Here is a 16,579-nt window from a genome sequence, read left to right as displayed (position 1 = left end):
GCGTCATCGGGTCACGAGAACAACCAAGAAGAGAAGGCGAGAATGTCGAAATCACCTGTGATCGTCGGAGTCGACGGTTCGGAAAGCTCAGATCAAGCCGTCGTGTGGGCCGCGAACACCGCCCAGCTGACCGGCAGTGACCTCGTAGTGGTCGGCGTCTACGAACCGCAGGTCGGCGGATACGCCGCATCGTCGTTGGCATACACCGGTGACCTTGTCGCCATTCTCAAGAAAGCGGCAGAAGACACCGTCGCCGCCTCCGAGCAGCTGGCCCGGACCACCGCCCCGTCGGTGCAGGTGACCGGACGGGTCGTCGCAGGGACCCCCGCTTCGGTGTTGACCCACGAATCGGCGGGCGCCGCAATGGTTGTCGTCGGTAGCCGTGGACTCGGTGCAGTCCGTGGCCTGATCGCCGGATCTGTCAGCACGGGTGTGGCGGCGCACGCCACCAGCCCGGTGGCCGTCATCGCCCATGCCCCGGGCAACGGGCCGGTGGTGGTCGGCATCGACGGTTCCGAGATCGCAGATCGTGCGCTCACAGCAGCGTTCGAGCAGGCAGCACTGCGGGGTACGAGCCTCACCGTCGTCCACACCTGGACGGACATGGCCACCAACACCTTCGGCGGATTCGGAATCACCGACGAAATGATCCAAGAGGTCCGTGACGAGGCCAACAAGCTTGTCGCCGAACGGGTTGCGGCCCACTCAGCCGAGTTCCCCGGCGTCGGGGTCTCGACCGTTGTCGCTGCGGACGGACCCGCACACCAGCTGCTGACCGCTGCTGCCGAAGGAGCCCAGCTCCTGGTCCTCGGCAGTCGCGGACGCGGTGGTTTCACCGGACTGCTGCTGGGCTCTGTGAGCCAGACGGTGCTGCACCATGCGCCGAGCCCGGTCCTGATCATCAACTCGCACAACAGCTGATCTTCCGCGCGCTGCACTCGGCCCCGCATACTCTACGGAGTGCGCGGGGCCGAGTTCTGCAATTGGCGCGCTCGGTCACGAGCTCAGAGCGCGGTCAGATCACAGAACGGTGAGGAGCCGCGGTCCGTCCGCGGTGATCGCAACCGTGTGCTCGCAATGTGCGGCGCGAGCACCGGAAGCGCTTCGGAGCTCCCACCCGTCGGCGGCATGAACGTATCTGTCGTCGCCACCCCGGATCAGCATGGGTTCGATCGCAATCACCAGTCCGACACGGAGTTTCATACCGCGGCCCGCCCGTCCCTCATTGGGGACGTGGGGGGCTTCGTGCATCGCCCTGCCGATGCCGTGACCGCCGTGATTTTCCAGCATCCCGTATCCCGCTGCGCGGGCCGGTCCTTCGATCGCATGTCCGATGTCACCCATCCACCCGCCGGGTTGGGCGGCTTCGATACCGCGCAACAGCGCGGCCTCGGTTGCCGCGATCAGGTCGACGTCGGCCGGATCGGCTTCACCCACAATGAAACTGACCGCGGCATCACCACACCAGCCGTCGAGGAACGCTCCGCAGTCGATACTCACCAGATCACCGTCGTGCAACCTTCGCCCATCGGGGATGCCGTGCACGACCGCATTGTTGACGCTGGCGCAGATGACGCCGGCAAACGGCGACGGAGCCCACTTCGGGTGATAGTTCAAAAATGCCGACTTCGCTCCCGCCCCGGAAATGACGGCAGCTGCCGCATCGTCGAGTTCTTTGAGAGTCGAACCGACAGCGGCGTGCGCCTCAACCGCGCTCAGCGCCCGCGCCACCACCCGGCCGGCCTCGCGCATCATCTCGATCTCACCGGGTGACTTGAGTTGCACCATGGCCACTCCCCTTTCGTCGTCCCCGCCATGATCCTCTACACCGAAGCCCGGAAAGACGCCTACTCGGCGTCGACCGCATCCATCGACGGGTCTGGCGCAGACGAAACGGGCGCAGACTGGGCAGACGCAGACGGGACCGACGCCTGGGTCTCGGGTTCGGTCCTCAGGATTTCCGGTTCAGCGCTTGCCTTGTCCTCAGATTCCGCGGCGTCATCGAGGGCGGTCCCGTCAGCGGTACCGGCCGTAGCGGTGTCCGTCGTAGCGGTGTCGGTTGTAGCGGTGTCGGTTGTAGCGGTGTCGGTTGTAGCGGTGTCGGCGGCGATATCAAAGGCCTCGGGCGCCCGGTGTTTTCCGACGTACTCCGCCGGCGCCGCTGCTGTCCGCGCGGACGTCGAGGACCCGGACGAGGACTGGAACAGATCGGTCTCGACCCGGATACCCGACGGCCCACCGACACCGACCCGCACGATGTCGCGGTCGAAGTTCGGGATCGGCAGCGGGATCAAGCCCTCGTCGTCGTTGAAGAACTCAAGGGATGTCGGGTCCGCGATCGCAAAGACGTACTCGGGTGAACCGGCTTCCTGGCTCACGCTGAAGATGAACAGCACTCCGACGCAGCTGCCGACATCTGAATGGGAGGCCCTGGCAAAGATCGCCATGCAGCTGACGTTCTCGACGAGTCCGAGCGGGACATCACCGATTGCCGTCGCGAACCCACCCAGGGCAAGAGCTGAAGCGTCGCCCTCGCCGGCAAATGCAATGGTGACCCCGAGCGGCAGCGACGTCGCCTTCGTGGTGCCGGGTTCCTGGTTGAAGCTGAACTGCGGAAGGTTGACCGCAACCGCCGCAGACAAGAAACCCCAGGCATTCGCCTCAGCGGTGCTACCTGCCGAAGCGAATTGCGAGTCCGCGTAGGCCAGACCCAACCCGGAAATCTTGGCTTCGGTACCGCCCAACATGAGCGTGCCGAATATGGGCAACCGCAGGTCCTCACGCGCGGCTGCAGTGCTGTTGAGGTCGACCGGCATGCCGAGCGTCGGCAACAATTGCACGACCGGCGGATCGATACTCCGCGTGCAATCGAGATTCTCGGTGGCTTTGCCGCTCCCTCCGGCGCATTCGACAAGCGGTCCGAACTCGAACGCGGACGCCTGGCCGCCGCCGAACGTGACAGTGGCACCCATCGCCGCCGTCATCAGAGCTGCAGTGGCCACCCCGGCCCGTTGTTTCTGTCGGCGAGCCCTCTTGGACTTCTGTGAACCTGATCTTGCGCCACGCGACACTGCGGACCGCCTCTCTGCTGGACTGCATCGAAATTACAGTCCGGTCGGGGCTTCGAATCCCGAATCGCCCGATTACCCAAAAGTGGACATAACGGACGCCTGGCCAGGGCAACGCCCTCAGAACCGTGGTGTGACGACAAAGCTGGGAGATCTGGCTCATAGAACCGGGTTGTCGGCGCCGGGTTTCGGCGTCCCATCTGGAAGAATCTGCCGCGTGAGTGCGACCGTGACCGACCCGTCCGTCGCATCGCACTCTCCTCATACCGCCCCCGGCAACGAATACCGTGTGGATCTCGACGGCCTACGCGGCATCGCGATCACGCTGGTGGCGGTCTTCCATATCTGGTTCGGCCGGGTCTCCGGCGGAGTCGATGTCTTCCTGACCCTGTCGGGCTACTTCTTTGTCGCTTCGCTCCTCAAACACGTCCTCGCGACGTCGCCTGCCACCGTCAGCTGGACGAATGCATTGAACCCGGGGCCGCGGCTGTGGCGCCTGGCCCGACGGCTCCTGCCCGCCCTGCTCACGGTGCTGCTGTTCATCGTGGTCATGTGCCTGGTGTTGATGCCGAGAACCCGGTGGGACCCGCTGGGCAGTGAAGTGATCGCGTCGGCGCTCTATTACCAGAACTGGCATCTGGCGCTGGCAGCCCAGGACTACGCGGCTGCCGACTCGGCAAACAGCCCGCTGCAACATCTGTGGTCGATGTCGGTGCAAGGCCAGTTCTTCGTGGTGACCATTCTCGCCGCGCTGGCACTCGGCGGGATCCTGAAGTTGCTGGCGATGCGGTTTTCCTCGTTCCGCCAACCAGTGATGATCAAGTCGATCATCGGGGCGGCGTTGCTGGGGGTCGCACTCGTGTCGTTCGCGTGGGCGCACCACCGCCACGGCATCAATCAGCCGTTCAATTACTACGACACCATCGCCCGCACCTGGGAACCGATCGCCGGCGGGTTGCTCGCGGTCGCGATGCCCCGGATCCGGATGCCCCAATGGTTGCGCAACACCATCGGACTCGCTGCCCTGGGCCTGATCATCACCTGCGGCTGGTGGATCGTCGGAGTTCAGCAATATCCGTCGACGATGGCACTGGTGCCCGTCGGCGCAACGCTTCTGCTGATCTGGAGCGGTTCGCGGCAGACCGCGCCCACCGCCATCACCGGACCCGCCGCGGTCAGCTCCTGGCTGGCCCACCCCTCGATCGTCTGGCTCGGTTCCATCGCCTATGCGCTGTATCTCTGGCACTGGCCACTGCTGATCTTCTACTTGACCTGGCGGTACAAGGACAGCGTCAACGTCCTCGAAGGTGCAGGCGTCATCGCGGCCTCACTGGCACTGGCATGGGCGACAACCAAATTCATCGAAAAGCCGCTGCGCCAGCCCAATGAAAAGCGAGTGCCCCAATCGAACGAGGCCCCTGTAGCCGCGCAGCGCCGCCCGCAATGGGTGAGCTACGCATCGGTTCTCACGTCGGCGCTGGTCGTGCTCACCGCAGTTACCGGGGTCGGCATCGTCGCGTGGAACAACCACGTCAAGAACCTGACCATCGACACCGAGAATCTCGATCCCCGGCTCTATCCGGGTGCGCGCGCCTACCTCGACGGTGTACCGGTTCCGCGCGTCGAGGCAGAGCCCACTCCGGATGTGGCCGACAAGGATTGGCCGATCACCTCATATGACTCGGTCATCTCCGGATGGAAGGACGGTTCGATCAGGGTCGGGGTCTACGGCGATCCCACCGCGCAGCGCACCGTCGCTCTCGTCGGCGGGTCGCATGCCGAGTACTGGATCACGGCGCTCGACGCAGTCGGAAAACAGCAGGGCTTCAAGGTCACGACGTACCTGAAGGTCGGATGTCCGCTGACCACCGATCATGTCTTCACCTGGTTCGGACAGAAGTACTACCAGTGCAACGAGTGGTCGCGGAACGTAATGGACCGTCTGGCCATCGACAAGCCAGATGTGGTGTTCACCAACAGCACTCGACCGGTTGAAGGTGAGGTCACGGGCGACTTCGTCCCACAGGACTACATCGACATCTTCAGTGAGTTCCGTGACCGCGGTCAGAAAGTCATTGCGGTCCGCGACAATCCGTGGACTGTCGGCAAAGAGAGTCCACCGGAGTGCCTGGCGTTGGGTAAGAAGCCGTCGGTCTGCGGCGTCGAGCGGTCGCTGGTCATGGCGCCGACTGATCCGGCACTGGCCGTGGCAGCCGACTTTCCCAACATGAGCTTCCTCGACTACACCGACGCGATGTGTGACGCCACGTACTGCCCGGCGGTTGTCGGAAACATCCTGGTGTGGCACGACTTCCACCACTTGAGTGCGACGTTTGTGCGCAGCCTGATCCCGGCTCTGGGCACCGACGTGCAAAAGGTGTTGTCCGGCTGGTGGTGAGTACGCAGCAGGCCGGGGCCGCGCGCGGCTATCGGCTCGATCTCGATGGTTTGCGCGGGCTGGCGATCACGCTCGTGGTCATTTTCCACATCTGGTTCAATCGGGTCTCCGGTGGGGTGGACGTCTTTCTGACGCTGTCCGGCTACTTCTTTGTCGCATCGCTGCTCAAACACATCCTGGCAACCTCTGCCGGATCCGGCGCCACGTGGGCCGCGGCGTTGAACCCGTTCGGCCGGTTGTGGCGCCTGGCCCGGCGATTGGTGCCCGCGTTGGTCGTCGTGCTGGTCGCAATCGTTGCGCTCGCCGTGGCCGCACTGCCGCGGGCCCGCTGGGAGGGGTTGGGCGACGAGGTGATCGCCTCGGCACTCTATTTCCAAAATTGGCATCTGGCACTGGCCGCACAGGACTACGCCGCCGCCGACTCGGCAAACAGCCCGATGCAGCATCTGTGGTCGATGTCGGTGCAGGGCCAGTTCTTTGCCGCCACGCTGGTGGCAATGCTGCTGGCCGGCGGAGTGGTTCGGTTGATAGGCGTCCGCTCGGAAGCCTTCCGGCGACCAGCGGTGATACGCGGCGCACTGGCCGGTGTCATCGCCCTCGCGGCGCTGGCAGCGTTCGCCTGGGCGAGGCATCGACACGGGATCGACCAGCCGTTCAACTATTACGACACCTTCGCCCGGGCGTGGGAACCGCTACTCGGTGGCCTACTGGCGTTGTGGATGCCCCGTGTTGCGTTGGCGCAGTGGATCCGCAACGTGATCGGCGTCGCGGCGCTGGCTCTCATCATCAGCTGTGGGTGGTGGATCTCCGGCGTCGACGAGTATCCGTCGACGATGGCCTTGGTACCCGTCGGAGCGACGGCGCTGCTGGTCTGGATCGGATCGGCGTACACCGCTCCGGCCGTGTCCAATCCGTCCGCGACGCCCGAGACGGCGCAGGTGAGTGCGTGGCTGGCCCATCCTCGGCTCGTCTGGCTCGGATCCATCGCCTATTCGCTGTACCTCTGGCATTGGCCCGTCTTGATCTTCTACCTGGCCTGGCGTTATCAGAGCGACGTCTCGCTCCTCGAAGGTGCGGGAATCATCGCGGTGTCGGCGGTACTCGCTTACCTGACAACCAAATTCATCGAAGTTCCACTTCGGGCCGGCCGAGCGAAGGTCAAGCAGGCGCGCATCAACGTGCGCCACACATTGGTACCGGGTTACGCCACGGCCCTCACCTGCGTGCTCGTGGTCCTCACCGCCGGCACCGGTCTGGCGATCCATGCATGGCAGTCCCGTTCGGCAAACCTGATCATCGACGCGCAAAACCTGGACCCGGAGCTGTATCCGGGAGCCCGGGCATACTGGTCGAATGCAGCAGTTCCACGGGTGACGCCACAGCCGAATGCACTTGCAGTCAAGGATGATTGGCCTATCTCATCGGGTGATGGAGTCGTATCCGGATGGACTGATGGTTCGGTGCGGGTGGGTGTCTACGGTGCTCGTGACGCCGGCCGGACGATCGCGCTGGTCGGTGGCTCACACTCCGAACATTGGCTGACAGCTCTCGATGCGATCGGCCGGGAGCAGAACTTCCGGGTGACGACCTACCTGAAGGTCGGGTGTCCGTTGATCACCGACACGATCCTCACCCCGATCGGCGACGAGTACCCACAGTGCAACGCGTGGTCGCGGATGGTGATGGATCAGCTGGCCGTCGACCAACCCGACGTCGTGTTCACCACCAGCACCCGCCCCACCGACGGCGAGGGGTCCGGCGACTACATCCCGTCTGACTACCTCGACATCTTCACCGAGTTCCGCGACCGCGGTCAGCAGGTGATCGCGATCCGCGACACCCCATGGGCGCTCGGCCCGGAGCTGACCCCACCGGAGTGCCTCGCCGAAGGCAGATCAGCCATCGACTGCGGGGTCGACCGCCAGCAGGCACTGTCCCCGGAAGATCCCACCCTCGCCATCCGATCGCAGTTCCCGAACATGTCGTTCCTCGACTTCTCCGATGCCCTTTGCGACGACACCAATTGTCCGGCGATCGTCGGAAACATCCTGGTGTGGCACGACTATCACCACCTGACCACAGCCTTCGTCACAAGCCTGACCCAGGCCATGTCCGACGGCCTACGGGATGCGCTGCCCGGCTGGTGGTGAAGGGCTGCACGACTACCTGTCCGCACCCCATTTTGCGATGTCTTCATCGGTGATCTCGACCGGCCCGGTGGCCGGTTGGGTGATGCGGATGTGGTTGCCGAAGGGATCTCGCAGCGCACAGTCGATTCCGTACGGCTGGTCCGTCGGCTCTTCGGTGAACTCCACACCCTTGGCCAGCAGTTCTTTGTAGGTCTTGTGACAGTCGTCGGTGGTCAGAGTGGCGGCCATCCCGAGCGCCCCTTTGGTCAGGACGTCACGAACCTGCGCAGCCACGTCTTCGGTCATCGAAGGCGGTGCAGGAACCTCGAGGAGGATATGCCGGCCGGGGTCGGACGGCAGTGCGATGGTGAGCCACCGCATGAAGCCCATGTCGACGTCGTCCGCGACTTCGAAGCCGAGCTTGCCGACGTAGAAGTCAAGCGCTTCATCCTGATTGAGAACCATGACCGAGTGGATTCCGATTTTGTTGAACATAGGCAAACAGTAGAGCCCGTCAGCGTGGTGGCGCTTCTCCGAAACTGCTCGGTTTCGACCAGGCCTTCACAAAGCACACCGGCACACGCAACGGTTGTGCGCGAGCGCGGAATTCGCTGGGTGAGCTACCCGTGATGGTTCGGAAGGTCCGGCTGAACGTGCCGAGGCTCTCGAACCCGACTTTGCGCGCGACGTCCGTCACCGATGCATCCGGACCACGTAGCAGCGCCATCGCACGCTCGATCCGTCGCCGTTGCAGGTGCCGGTGGGGTGTTTCACCAAACGTCGCCCGAAAGGTGCGGATGAAATGGGCAGGCGACATATACGCAATGGCGGCCAGCTTTTTGATATCCAACTCGTTCGCGTACTCGCGATCCATCGTGTCTCGGGCGCGCAGCAGGCGCCTATTCTGATCTTCCACAGGGCTCATTGCCACACCAGAAGCCTAATGGTCCGTTCACCCGCAGGTCAGGCGGCGCTGTATTTGACGCGGCGCCAGCAGAAGTCGACAGCGAACACCTGTGCCTCTACGGTTTTCTCCTCGAACACTGCTCGAGCACGCTCGATGAACCACTCGGCGTCGGCGTCGCTGTTCGGGTTCCACATCTCCGGGTTGGTGAAGTACTTGTCCGGGAAGTGAGTGTTGTTGGGCTGCGGCAAATCCAGGCTTCCGCGTTGGCGCCAGCCGATCCGGCCCTGCCAACCCGGCGGACCGGTATCAGCGTTGATGATCTCGGTGATCCATCCTGTTTCACCATCATGAACCTGCCCATGATCGGAATCGCACACCAACGTCAACACAGTGATGTCGGTCCACCCACCTTTGGACCATTCCCGCGTGTGATGGACCGCAACCTCAGTCGCGGGAGCATCACAACCCGGCCGCGAACAACCCCGCTCAGCGGCAATCAACGCCATCCGCTGATCAGCAGTCGCCAACCGTTGTTCACGACCTAGGTATAGCGGACGGTGCTTGTCGTCGAGCAACGCCAGAAACTTACGATTCACCCCGGCCAACCGGATGGCATCACGCACCGGCATCACCCCGCCCGAGGCGGTGGTCGCAACCCCGGTTTCCTTTTCGAGCTGATCCAGAGTCATGGTCACGATCACCCGCGCAGGCAAACCCCGGTGCCGACCCAGAGTTCCTTGCCCGACAGCCAACTCCAGCAACCGTTTGAATGCATCATGATTGCGCTGCCCCGGCGTGCGATTGTCACGTTTGGCTGCAGCCTGCACCGTGGCCCTATCGGCTTTATCGGCTGGTCCGGACGGCGATTCGGGATCGTTCGGGTTGTTCATCCCCGCCGCAGCCCACTTCGCGGCCACCACATCCCACAACGCCTTGGTCACCGGATCCAGGGTGCCGGCGATGGCGGCCATCTTGTCCGCACCCTGCTTGGACACCGACAACTCCCGTTTCTGCTGCCGATCCAGGTCATCAAAATCATCGAAATCACCATCCGGATCCAGATGATCACGCAAATACAGCCCGACCTTCTTCAGTTCGTCAGGATCCATCGTCCGAGCGGCCTCGGCCATCAATTGCTCCCCCTCGGACCACTTCTCGAGGTCGCCGCGAATCGACCCCGGCAGACTGCGCAAGGTGTCGTGAATGACGGTGTAATGCGCCACCCCGATCGCACCATCACGCAACGCCAACCACGTATGCGGGTACACCGGCGCGATCACCTCACCCGACGGGGTATGCCACTGGCCCACGCGTTCAGCCCTTTTCGATCGGGCACTGGCCTGGGTCGCCGAAATGCGCAAATGATGGCGCAAAAACTTGTTGTGTTTGAAACCCTGCTTCGCGGCGACCGAGCGTTCTCGGAGCTCGACCGCCACCCGTACTTTGACGGCTTCATCACGGCGACTCTGGGCTTCGATCACTTGGGCGAGTTCGACAGCCTCCTTGTCCGACAAGTTCGCCAACGAAATATCAACAAGCCTGCGGGACAACACTTCACGGACAGCAACGATCTCCTCCGCATCAAGAGCCATGCCCTCGATACGGTCGATGAGATCCACCACCCCCGCGGTCATGAAACAGTTCTATCAGCACCCACCGACAAGTCCTTGGCCGTCCCGACCGCCGTGCACTCAAGGCCCAGTCGACAGCGTCAGGCCCATTGATCCCACGCAAGTTTGATCGACATCACGACCACCACTGACAGGAGCGCTATCCGGATCACACCGGTGCCGCGGTTGAGCACTGTCCGCGACCCGAGGATGGACCCACCGACGTTGGCAACGGCGAGCATCAAACCGAGTGCCCACCAAATGTTTCCACCGATCGCAAAGACAACCAGCGCACCGAGGTTGGTGGCCGTGTTGGCGATCTTGGCCAGCGCCGCACTCTCGATGAAGTTGCGCGACAACAAGGCGGTGAGCGCAATGATGAGGAACATACCGGTCCCCGGACCGAAAATACCGTCGTAGTAACCGATCACGGCGAACGTGATGCATCCACCGATCATCTGCTTGCCGGTCAGCGGCGGACTCTGGCCACTGTTACTCCCGAACGACGGCCGGACCGCGACAAAGATCCCCACCGCCAGCATCAGCACGATCACCAACGGCCGGATCACGTCGGCCGAGATCGCCGCCGCCGACAGCGCACCGGCAGCAGAAGAGACAAAAGCGATCGGTACCGACACCAGCGCCAGCTTGCGAGGAACCGTGACCGCTCTCGAATAGTTGACTGCGGCCACACTCGTCCCCGCGATCGCCGCGAGCTTGTTGGTTCCCAGCGCCGTCGCCGGCACCGCACCCGGAAAGGCGATCAGCATCGCTGGGATGAGGATCAGCCCGCCACCGCCGATGACAGCGTCGATCCAGCCCGCCACCCCCGCCGCCGCGAGCAACAACACCAGGACGTCCCAGTCCGGAATCATCGCGCCCACCTGTCATGCATCAATGCACCGTAGATTGCACGTCAATGTGATCCGAATCTCCCGTCTAGCAAGTGAACAGTTGGTTACGGCATGCTGTACGCGATGCTTTCCCCGAACTCCGCGACCGCCTCGGTCGCCACGACCGTCACCGAGACGGCTCGCCAGCGGACTCGGCCTGCCTACCTGCACCATGTCGACCTGATCCGCGCGGCCACATTTTCCCTGGTCATCTTCGTGCACTGCCTGACCGCGACCACGGATGAGTTCAACAGCATGCCGGTGAACTCGACGACCCTGCTGCTGCATTTCACCCGGAACACGTTCTTTGCACTGACCGGATTCGTGTTGATGTATCAGAATTTCGATCGGGCTGATTTCCGGACGGTCGACTTCTGGCGCCGCCGGATCAAGCTCGTCATCATCCCGTATCTCATCTGGTCATTCATCTATTGGGTGATCGAGGACATGTGGGACCGCGGCCGCCTCAGTGAGGTTCCGGGAAGCCTGGACGAGTTCTGGGATCTGCTCAAGTGGGGCCTGTCGGGCTTCCACATGTACTTCCTGTTCGTGATGCTGCAGGTGTACCTGCTGTTCCCGCTGGTTCTGTGGATTGTCCGCGCGACCAGGAACCACCACGCGGCGCTGCTCGCGGCCAGTTTTGCGGTCCAGGTCGCAGTGGTCTCGATCATCACGTACTGGCAGCCACCGGCCGACTGGGCCGGCGTCTGGTGGCACTACTACGCGACATTCGTTCCGTACCAGTTCTTCATCTTCCTGGGCTCGGTCGCGGCGGTACATCGCGAGCGAATCCGGCTCTGGCTGCAGGGAAAGGGCTCGTTGCTGTTCGCGGCACTGCTGCTCACCGCGGCTTTCGCGCTCATCACCTTCTGGCGACGGGTGTGGGGCCTTGGCCAGATCCCCATGTACGCCAGTGCCGCCTTCCAGCCCACGCTTCTGCTTTTCCTGGTTGCGGCCATCGCCTGCCTTTACGCGCTGGGCCAGCACTGGACCGACACGTACCGCGTGCACACACCCGTTTTCGACCGTGTGGTCAAGTACGCGTCGAACCGGTCGTTCAGCGTGTTCCTGTGCCACGCCATCCTCATCTTCGCGATCCTGCACCCGCAGAAGAACGGGCAACCGTGGATCAACACCCTCGGTTCCCCCTGGGCGCCGGTCCTGATGTACATCGGCACGATCGCGGGCTCGTTGCTACTGGTGGAGATCCTGCGTCGCCTCCCCGGTTCGACCTACCTGACCGGACGCCCACGTCTTCCGATGCCTGGTCAAGGCACCAGCACACCGCCTATGTCGTCAGGCCGGTCAACAACGCTCGCGGCCGCGCCAGAAACGTCTCGCGAATGACGTTTCGGGCCACGGTCCACACCGCGCAATCGCAGTCGGCGTAGACCCCACGGGCATCGACCCCGACGTCACGACACAGCGCGATCGCACGGCCGAGGTGGAAGTCCTGCGTCACGATGAGAACGTCGTCGAAGCCGAAGATGTCCCGGGCCCGACGACAGCTGGCCGCGGTGTCGAAGCCTTCCGGGTCGTCGACGATCGCGGTGGCCGGGACACCCCGTTCTTCGAGGTAAGCCCGCATCACGGCCGGCTCGTTCCCGGCCTCGGGGCGCCCGTTGCCCGAGTTGAGGATGCGCTCCACCCGGCCCGCTCGATATAACTGAAGCGCGGTATCGAGGCGGCCGCGCACATACGAGCCCGGCCCCTGATCGTCTACCTTCGATCCCAGCACCAGCGCAATCGGTGCCGACGGTGCCTCACGGGCCGTGAACTCGCGGTCGAACGCCATCACGTAAATCCACGTGGCAGCCACTGCGATGACAAACTGGACAGAGACCGCGATCACACCGATCAACGCAAGGATTCTGACGCGATTTATGGCAGACATCACAATGAACCTTACCGATTAGTAACTTAGGTCTACCTGCGCAATAGTGCTGTGAAGCGAAGCCTTAACGTACCTATCGGAGAACACTGCGTGCACTCTGCGCTGTGTACTGCCATCCCGGTGAACGCCCGCCTTCTGTTTCGAAGTAGCTGCAACGGAAGTCGGGGAGTTCGGTAAGAGAAAGGTCGAGACGCCGTGAATGCCACGACGATCACCCTCGGAACCATCGGGGCGCTTCTGAGCCTCGTGTGTTGGGCCCTATTCCTCCGTGGAGTCGGCCGCATCTTCCGAACAATCATGAAGGGTCAGCCGGCGCCAGATCGCTGGCGCCCATTCATCCCGCGCTTCAAGACGATGATGATCGAGTTCATCGCCCACACCCGGATGAACAAATTCCGAACCGTCGGCTGGGCGCACTGGCTGGTGATGATCGGCTTCCTCCTCGGCGCGCTGCTGTGGTTCGAGGCCTACGGACAGACGTTCGATCCGAAATTCCACTGGCCGATCTTCGGTGACACCTTCGCCTGGCATCTGCTGGACGAGATCCTGGGCCTGGGCACCGTGATCGGCATCGTCACGTTGATGGCGATCCGCCAGATCAATCACCCCCGCGTACCCGAGCGTCTCTCCCGGTTCGGCGGCTCCAACTTCAATGCCGCGTACTTCGTCGAGATCGTTGTGCTCCTCGAAGGCCTTGGCATGATCTTCGTGAAGGCCGGCAAGATCGCCACCTACGGCCACGCCAATGCCGGCTCGGACTTCTTCACCATGCAGGTGGCCAAGCTCCTGCCCGCGAGTGCGGTCATGGTCTCGATCTTCGCGCTGATCAAGCTGATGAGCGGCATGATCTGGCTGGCGGCCGTCGGCCGCAACATCACCTGGGGCGTGGCGTGGCACCGCTTCGCTGCGTTCTTCAACATCTACTTCAAGCGTGAGGACGACGGCGGCGTCGCCCTGGGTGCGGTCAAGCCGATGATGTCGGGCGGCAAGGTCCTCGACATGGAGACCGCCGACCCCGACGTCGACGCATTCGGTGCCGGCAAGATCGAGGACTTCTCCTGGAAGGGCTGGCTCGACTTCACCACGTGTACCGAGTGCGGTCGCTGCCAGAGCCAGTGCCCGGCCTGGAACACCGGAAAGCCGTTGTCACCCAAGTTGCTCATCATGTCGCTGCGTGACCACGGGAACGCGAAAGCGCCGTACCTGCTGGCCGGTGGCAAGAAAGATCTCGGCGGCGACGAGATAGGCCTGGTCGACGCCGATGGAAACGTCTTGCAGGACAAGCTCGACGCCATCCCGGCTGCGGCGCGTGCCGAGGCCGAGCGCAAGCTCGTCGGTGAGAGTGAAGGCGCCACCGGTGCCGTCATCGACACCGAGACCCTGTGGAGCTGCACGCAGTGTGGCGCCTGCGTGGAACAGTGCCCGGTCGACATCGAGCACGTCGACCACATCATCGACATGCGTCGCTACCAGGTGCTGATCGAGTCGGACTTCCCGACCGAGCTCGCCGGACTGTTCAAGAACCTCGAGAACAAGGGCAACCCCTGGGGCCAGAACTCCAAGGACCGCACCAAGTGGATCGACGAGATGGACATCGAGATCCCGGTGTTCGGGCAGGACGTCGAGAGCTTCGAAGGCTTCGAGTACCTGTTCTGGGTCGGCTGTGCCGGCGCCTATGAGGACCGCGCCAAGAAGACCACCAAGGCCGTCGCCGAACTGCTCGACATCGCAGCCGTCGACTTCCTGGTCCTTGGCGAGGGCGAGACCTGTACCGGCGACTCCGCTCGCCGCGCGGGCAACGAGTTCCTGTTCCAGATGCTGGCGCAGCAGAACATCGAGATGCTCGGAGAGCTCTTCGCGACCGCTCCGCAGCAGAAGAAGAAGATCGTCGTCACCTGTGCGCACTGCTTCAACGCACTGGGCAACGAGTACCCGCAGGTGGGTGGCAAGTACGAGGTCGTGCACCACACGCAGCTGCTGAACCGGCTGGTCCGCGACAAGCGACTGATCCCGGTCGCCGAGGTCAACGAGGACATCACCTACCACGACCCCTGCTTCCTGGGCCGACACAACAAGGTCTACGACGCTCCCCGCGAGCTGATGGCCGCCTCCGGCGCCACTCTCAAGGAGATGCCTCGCCACGGCGAGCGGTCGATGTGCTGTGGCGCCGGTGGCGCCCGCATGTGGATGGAAGAGAGCATCGGCAAGCGCATCAACATCGACCGGGTCGACGAGGCCCTGGGCACCAACCCCAAAAAGGTTGCCACCGGTTGCCCGTTCTGCAAGGTGATGTTGACCGACGGTGTCACCGCACAGACAGCAGGAACCGAGAACGAGGGCAAGGTCGAGGTTGTCGACGTCGCTCAGTTGATCCTGGAGTCCGTCAAGCGCGGCGCTCCCGAGATCAAGCGGGGTGGACGGTTCCTCGGAGCCGCGTCGCTCGGCCTCTCTGCTCCGACGATCGAGCCCGAAGTCAAGAAGGCACCTGAGCCTGCCAAGGTCGCAGCGCCCGCAGCTGCAGCCACCGCCTCGGTCGACACCATCGAGAAGCCGGCCGAGAAGCCGAAGGTCGGCGGCGGCCTGGGTATCGGCGGCGGCGCAAAGAAGCCCGGCGGCGGAGCACCCAAACCAGGTGGAGGCGCCACCAAGCCCGGCGGCGCAGCCAAGAAGCCAGGTGGACTCGGTATCGGCGGCGGCGCGAAGAAGCCCGGCGGCGGAGCTCCCAAACCAGGTGGGGCAAAGCCTGCGGCGGCAGCACCCGCGGAAGCCGCAACCGAAGCACCGGCAACGGAGACCGCTACAACCGAAACCGCGGCACCCGCGGCCAAGGGTCTGTCCATCGGCGGCGGCGCCAAGCGACCGGGAGCACCCCGGCCCGGTGGCGCAGCCAAGAAGCCCGGCGCAGCCAAGCCTGCAGCAGCCGAGCCCGCAGCAGCAGAACCTGCTGAAGCACCGGCAGCCGAGGCAACTCCTGAAGAAGCCAAGCCGGCAGCCGCACCAGTGAAGGGTCTGGCCATCGGCGGCGGCGCAAAGCGTCCGGGAGCACCGCGACCCGGCGGCGCAGCCAAGAAGCCCGGCGCAGCCAAGCCCGCAGCGGCAGCACCGGCCGCGGAATCGGCTCCCGCCGAAGCCGCACCGGAAGAAGTTGCATCGGAAGAAGTTGCAACCGAAGCCGTGACCGAGGCTCCGAACGAGCCCACGGTTCCGGTCAAGGGTCTGGCCATCGGCGGCAAGGCCAAGCGTCCGGGCGCCAAACGGCCCGGAGCGCCGAAGCCTGCCGCAGTACCGGTTGCCGAGCCGGAGACGGTCGCAACGGAGGCAGCCGAGCCCGAGACGACCGAGCCCGAGGCAACTCCGGCTGAGACAACTCCGGCTGAGACAACTCCGGCTGAGGCAACTCCGGCCGAGCCCGCTCAGACCGAGCCAGCTCAAGAAGTGCCGGCGGAGACCCCATCGACAAACGGTGAGGCGCGGACGCTCAGCGAATCCGGCCCGGCAAAGGCCAAGGGGTTCGGCATCGCGGCAGGCAAGAAGAGGCCGGGCAAGAGCTGACCTACCCGGGTCAAAAATTAGAGAAACTTCACACTGAACGCGGTCGCGGGAGGCGGTCCTTGTTGACTCCCCCCCCAAACCCCCCGCCCCCCCCATTTTTTCCTCCCAAAGACAAAGGGCCAACCCCC

At 63.8% G+C, this 16,579-nt stretch carries 12 protein-coding genes; 5 read left to right on the top strand and 7 right to left on the bottom strand.

Features of this window, described 5'->3' with window-relative positions:
• Positions 1–42: 42 nt before the first annotated feature.
• Positions 43–921, top strand: coding sequence for a universal stress protein (locus tag AC1D75_RS05940; protein ID WP_495514363.1), 879 nt, complete (start codon positions 43–45; stop codon positions 919–921).
• A gap of 99 nt (positions 922–1,020) precedes the next feature.
• On the opposite strand, the gene map is transcribed toward AC1D75_RS05940, so the two are convergent.
• Both map and AC1D75_RS05930 read right to left on the bottom strand, forming a co-directional pair.
• Entirely contained in the window at positions 1,021–1,788 is a 768-nt protein-coding gene (gene map / locus AC1D75_RS05935; RefSeq protein WP_495514362.1) for a type I methionyl aminopeptidase, read from the bottom strand.
• Positions 1,789–1,847: 59 nt separating this feature from the next.
• Positions 1,848–3,002 (bottom strand): hypothetical protein, encoded by a 1,155-nt coding sequence (locus tag AC1D75_RS05930; RefSeq protein ID WP_495514361.1) that lies wholly within the window; start codon positions 3,000–3,002, stop codon positions 1,848–1,850.
• Positions 3,003–3,285: 283 nt separating this feature from the next.
• On the opposite strand from AC1D75_RS05930, the gene AC1D75_RS05925 reads away from it, so the two are divergent.
• Together AC1D75_RS05925 and AC1D75_RS05920 are read left to right on the top strand one after the other, a co-directional pair.
• Entirely contained in the window at positions 3,286–5,466 is a 2,181-nt protein-coding gene (locus tag AC1D75_RS05925) for an acyltransferase family protein (RefSeq protein WP_495514360.1), read from the top strand.
• Positions 5,463–7,616, top strand: coding sequence for an acyltransferase family protein (locus tag AC1D75_RS05920; protein WP_495514359.1), 2,154 nt, complete (start codon positions 5,463–5,465; stop codon positions 7,614–7,616). Before AC1D75_RS05925 ends, AC1D75_RS05920 begins: the two co-directional genes overlap by 4 nt.
• A 12-nt stretch (positions 7,617–7,628) precedes the next feature.
• Here the strand turns inward: AC1D75_RS05920 and AC1D75_RS05915 are convergent, their stop codons facing one another.
• From AC1D75_RS05915 to AC1D75_RS05900, 4 genes are all read right to left on the bottom strand, one after another.
• The gene (locus AC1D75_RS05915; RefSeq protein ID WP_495514358.1) at positions 7,629–8,090 is read right to left on the bottom strand and encodes a VOC family protein; all 462 of its coding nucleotides are present in this window, start codon (positions 8,088–8,090) and stop codon (positions 7,629–7,631) included.
• A 19-nt stretch (positions 8,091–8,109) separates the two neighbouring features.
• Positions 8,110–8,520, bottom strand: a complete 411-nt coding sequence (locus AC1D75_RS05910; protein WP_495514357.1) for a helix-turn-helix transcriptional regulator — start codon at positions 8,518–8,520, stop codon at positions 8,110–8,112.
• A gap of 38 nt (positions 8,521–8,558) precedes the next feature.
• Positions 8,559–10,136, bottom strand: a complete 1,578-nt coding sequence (locus tag AC1D75_RS05905) for an HNH endonuclease signature motif containing protein (RefSeq protein WP_495514356.1) — start codon at positions 10,134–10,136, stop codon at positions 8,559–8,561.
• 77 nt (positions 10,137–10,213) lie between these two features.
• Positions 10,214–10,987: a TSUP family transporter gene (locus AC1D75_RS05900; protein ID WP_495514355.1), complete on the bottom strand. Its 774-nt coding sequence runs from the start codon at positions 10,985–10,987 to the stop codon at positions 10,214–10,216.
• A 102-nt stretch (positions 10,988–11,089) separates the two neighbouring features.
• Here AC1D75_RS05900 and AC1D75_RS05895 point away from each other — a divergent pair, with 102 nt between their 5' ends.
• Positions 11,090–12,352 carry an acyltransferase gene (locus AC1D75_RS05895; protein WP_495514354.1) on the top strand — a complete coding sequence of 421 codons (1,263 nt, stop codon included), beginning with the start codon at positions 11,090–11,092 and terminating at the stop codon, positions 12,350–12,352.
• Here AC1D75_RS05895 and AC1D75_RS05890 read toward each other — a convergent pair.
• Positions 12,294–12,899: a SanA/YdcF family protein gene (locus AC1D75_RS05890; RefSeq protein ID WP_495514353.1), complete on the bottom strand. Its 606-nt coding sequence runs from the start codon at positions 12,897–12,899 to the stop codon at positions 12,294–12,296. The genes AC1D75_RS05895 and AC1D75_RS05890 overlap by 59 nt on opposite strands.
• Positions 12,900–13,094: 195 nt before the next feature.
• On the opposite strand from AC1D75_RS05890, the gene AC1D75_RS05885 reads away from it, so the two are divergent.
• Entirely contained in the window at positions 13,095–16,451 is a 3,357-nt protein-coding gene (locus AC1D75_RS05885) for a heterodisulfide reductase-related iron-sulfur binding cluster (RefSeq protein ID WP_495514352.1), read from the top strand.
• Positions 16,452–16,579 lie beyond the last annotated feature (128 nt).

This window comes from Williamsia sp. Y712, assembly GCF_059445525.1.
The sequence above is the reverse complement of the archived record's forward strand: the minus strand, read 5'-3'. Positions and strand labels throughout refer to the sequence as shown.

Excerpts from the sequence above, each read along its gene's own strand:
- AC1D75_RS05940 (WP_495514363.1), top strand. The coding sequence starts at position 43 with ATGTCGAAATCACCTGTGATCGTCGGAGTCGACGGTTCGGAAAGCTCA.
- map (WP_495514362.1), bottom strand. The coding sequence starts at position 1,788 with ATGGTGCAACTCAAGTCACCCGGTGAGATCGAGATGATGCGCGAGGCC.
- AC1D75_RS05915 (WP_495514358.1), bottom strand. The coding sequence starts at position 8,090 with ATGTTCAACAAAATCGGAATCCACTCGGTCATGGTTCTCAATCAGGAT.
- AC1D75_RS05910 (WP_495514357.1), bottom strand. The coding sequence starts at position 8,520 with ATGAGCCCTGTGGAAGATCAGAATAGGCGCCTGCTGCGCGCCCGAGAC.
- AC1D75_RS05905 (WP_495514356.1), bottom strand. The coding sequence starts at position 10,136 with ATGACCGCGGGGGTGGTGGATCTCATCGACCGTATCGAGGGCATGGCT.
- AC1D75_RS05900 (WP_495514355.1), bottom strand. The coding sequence starts at position 10,987 with ATGATTCCGGACTGGGACGTCCTGGTGTTGTTGCTCGCGGCGGCGGGG.
- AC1D75_RS05895 (WP_495514354.1), top strand. The coding sequence starts at position 11,090 with ATGCTTTCCCCGAACTCCGCGACCGCCTCGGTCGCCACGACCGTCACC.
- AC1D75_RS05890 (WP_495514353.1), bottom strand. The coding sequence starts at position 12,899 with ATGTCTGCCATAAATCGCGTCAGAATCCTTGCGTTGATCGGTGTGATC.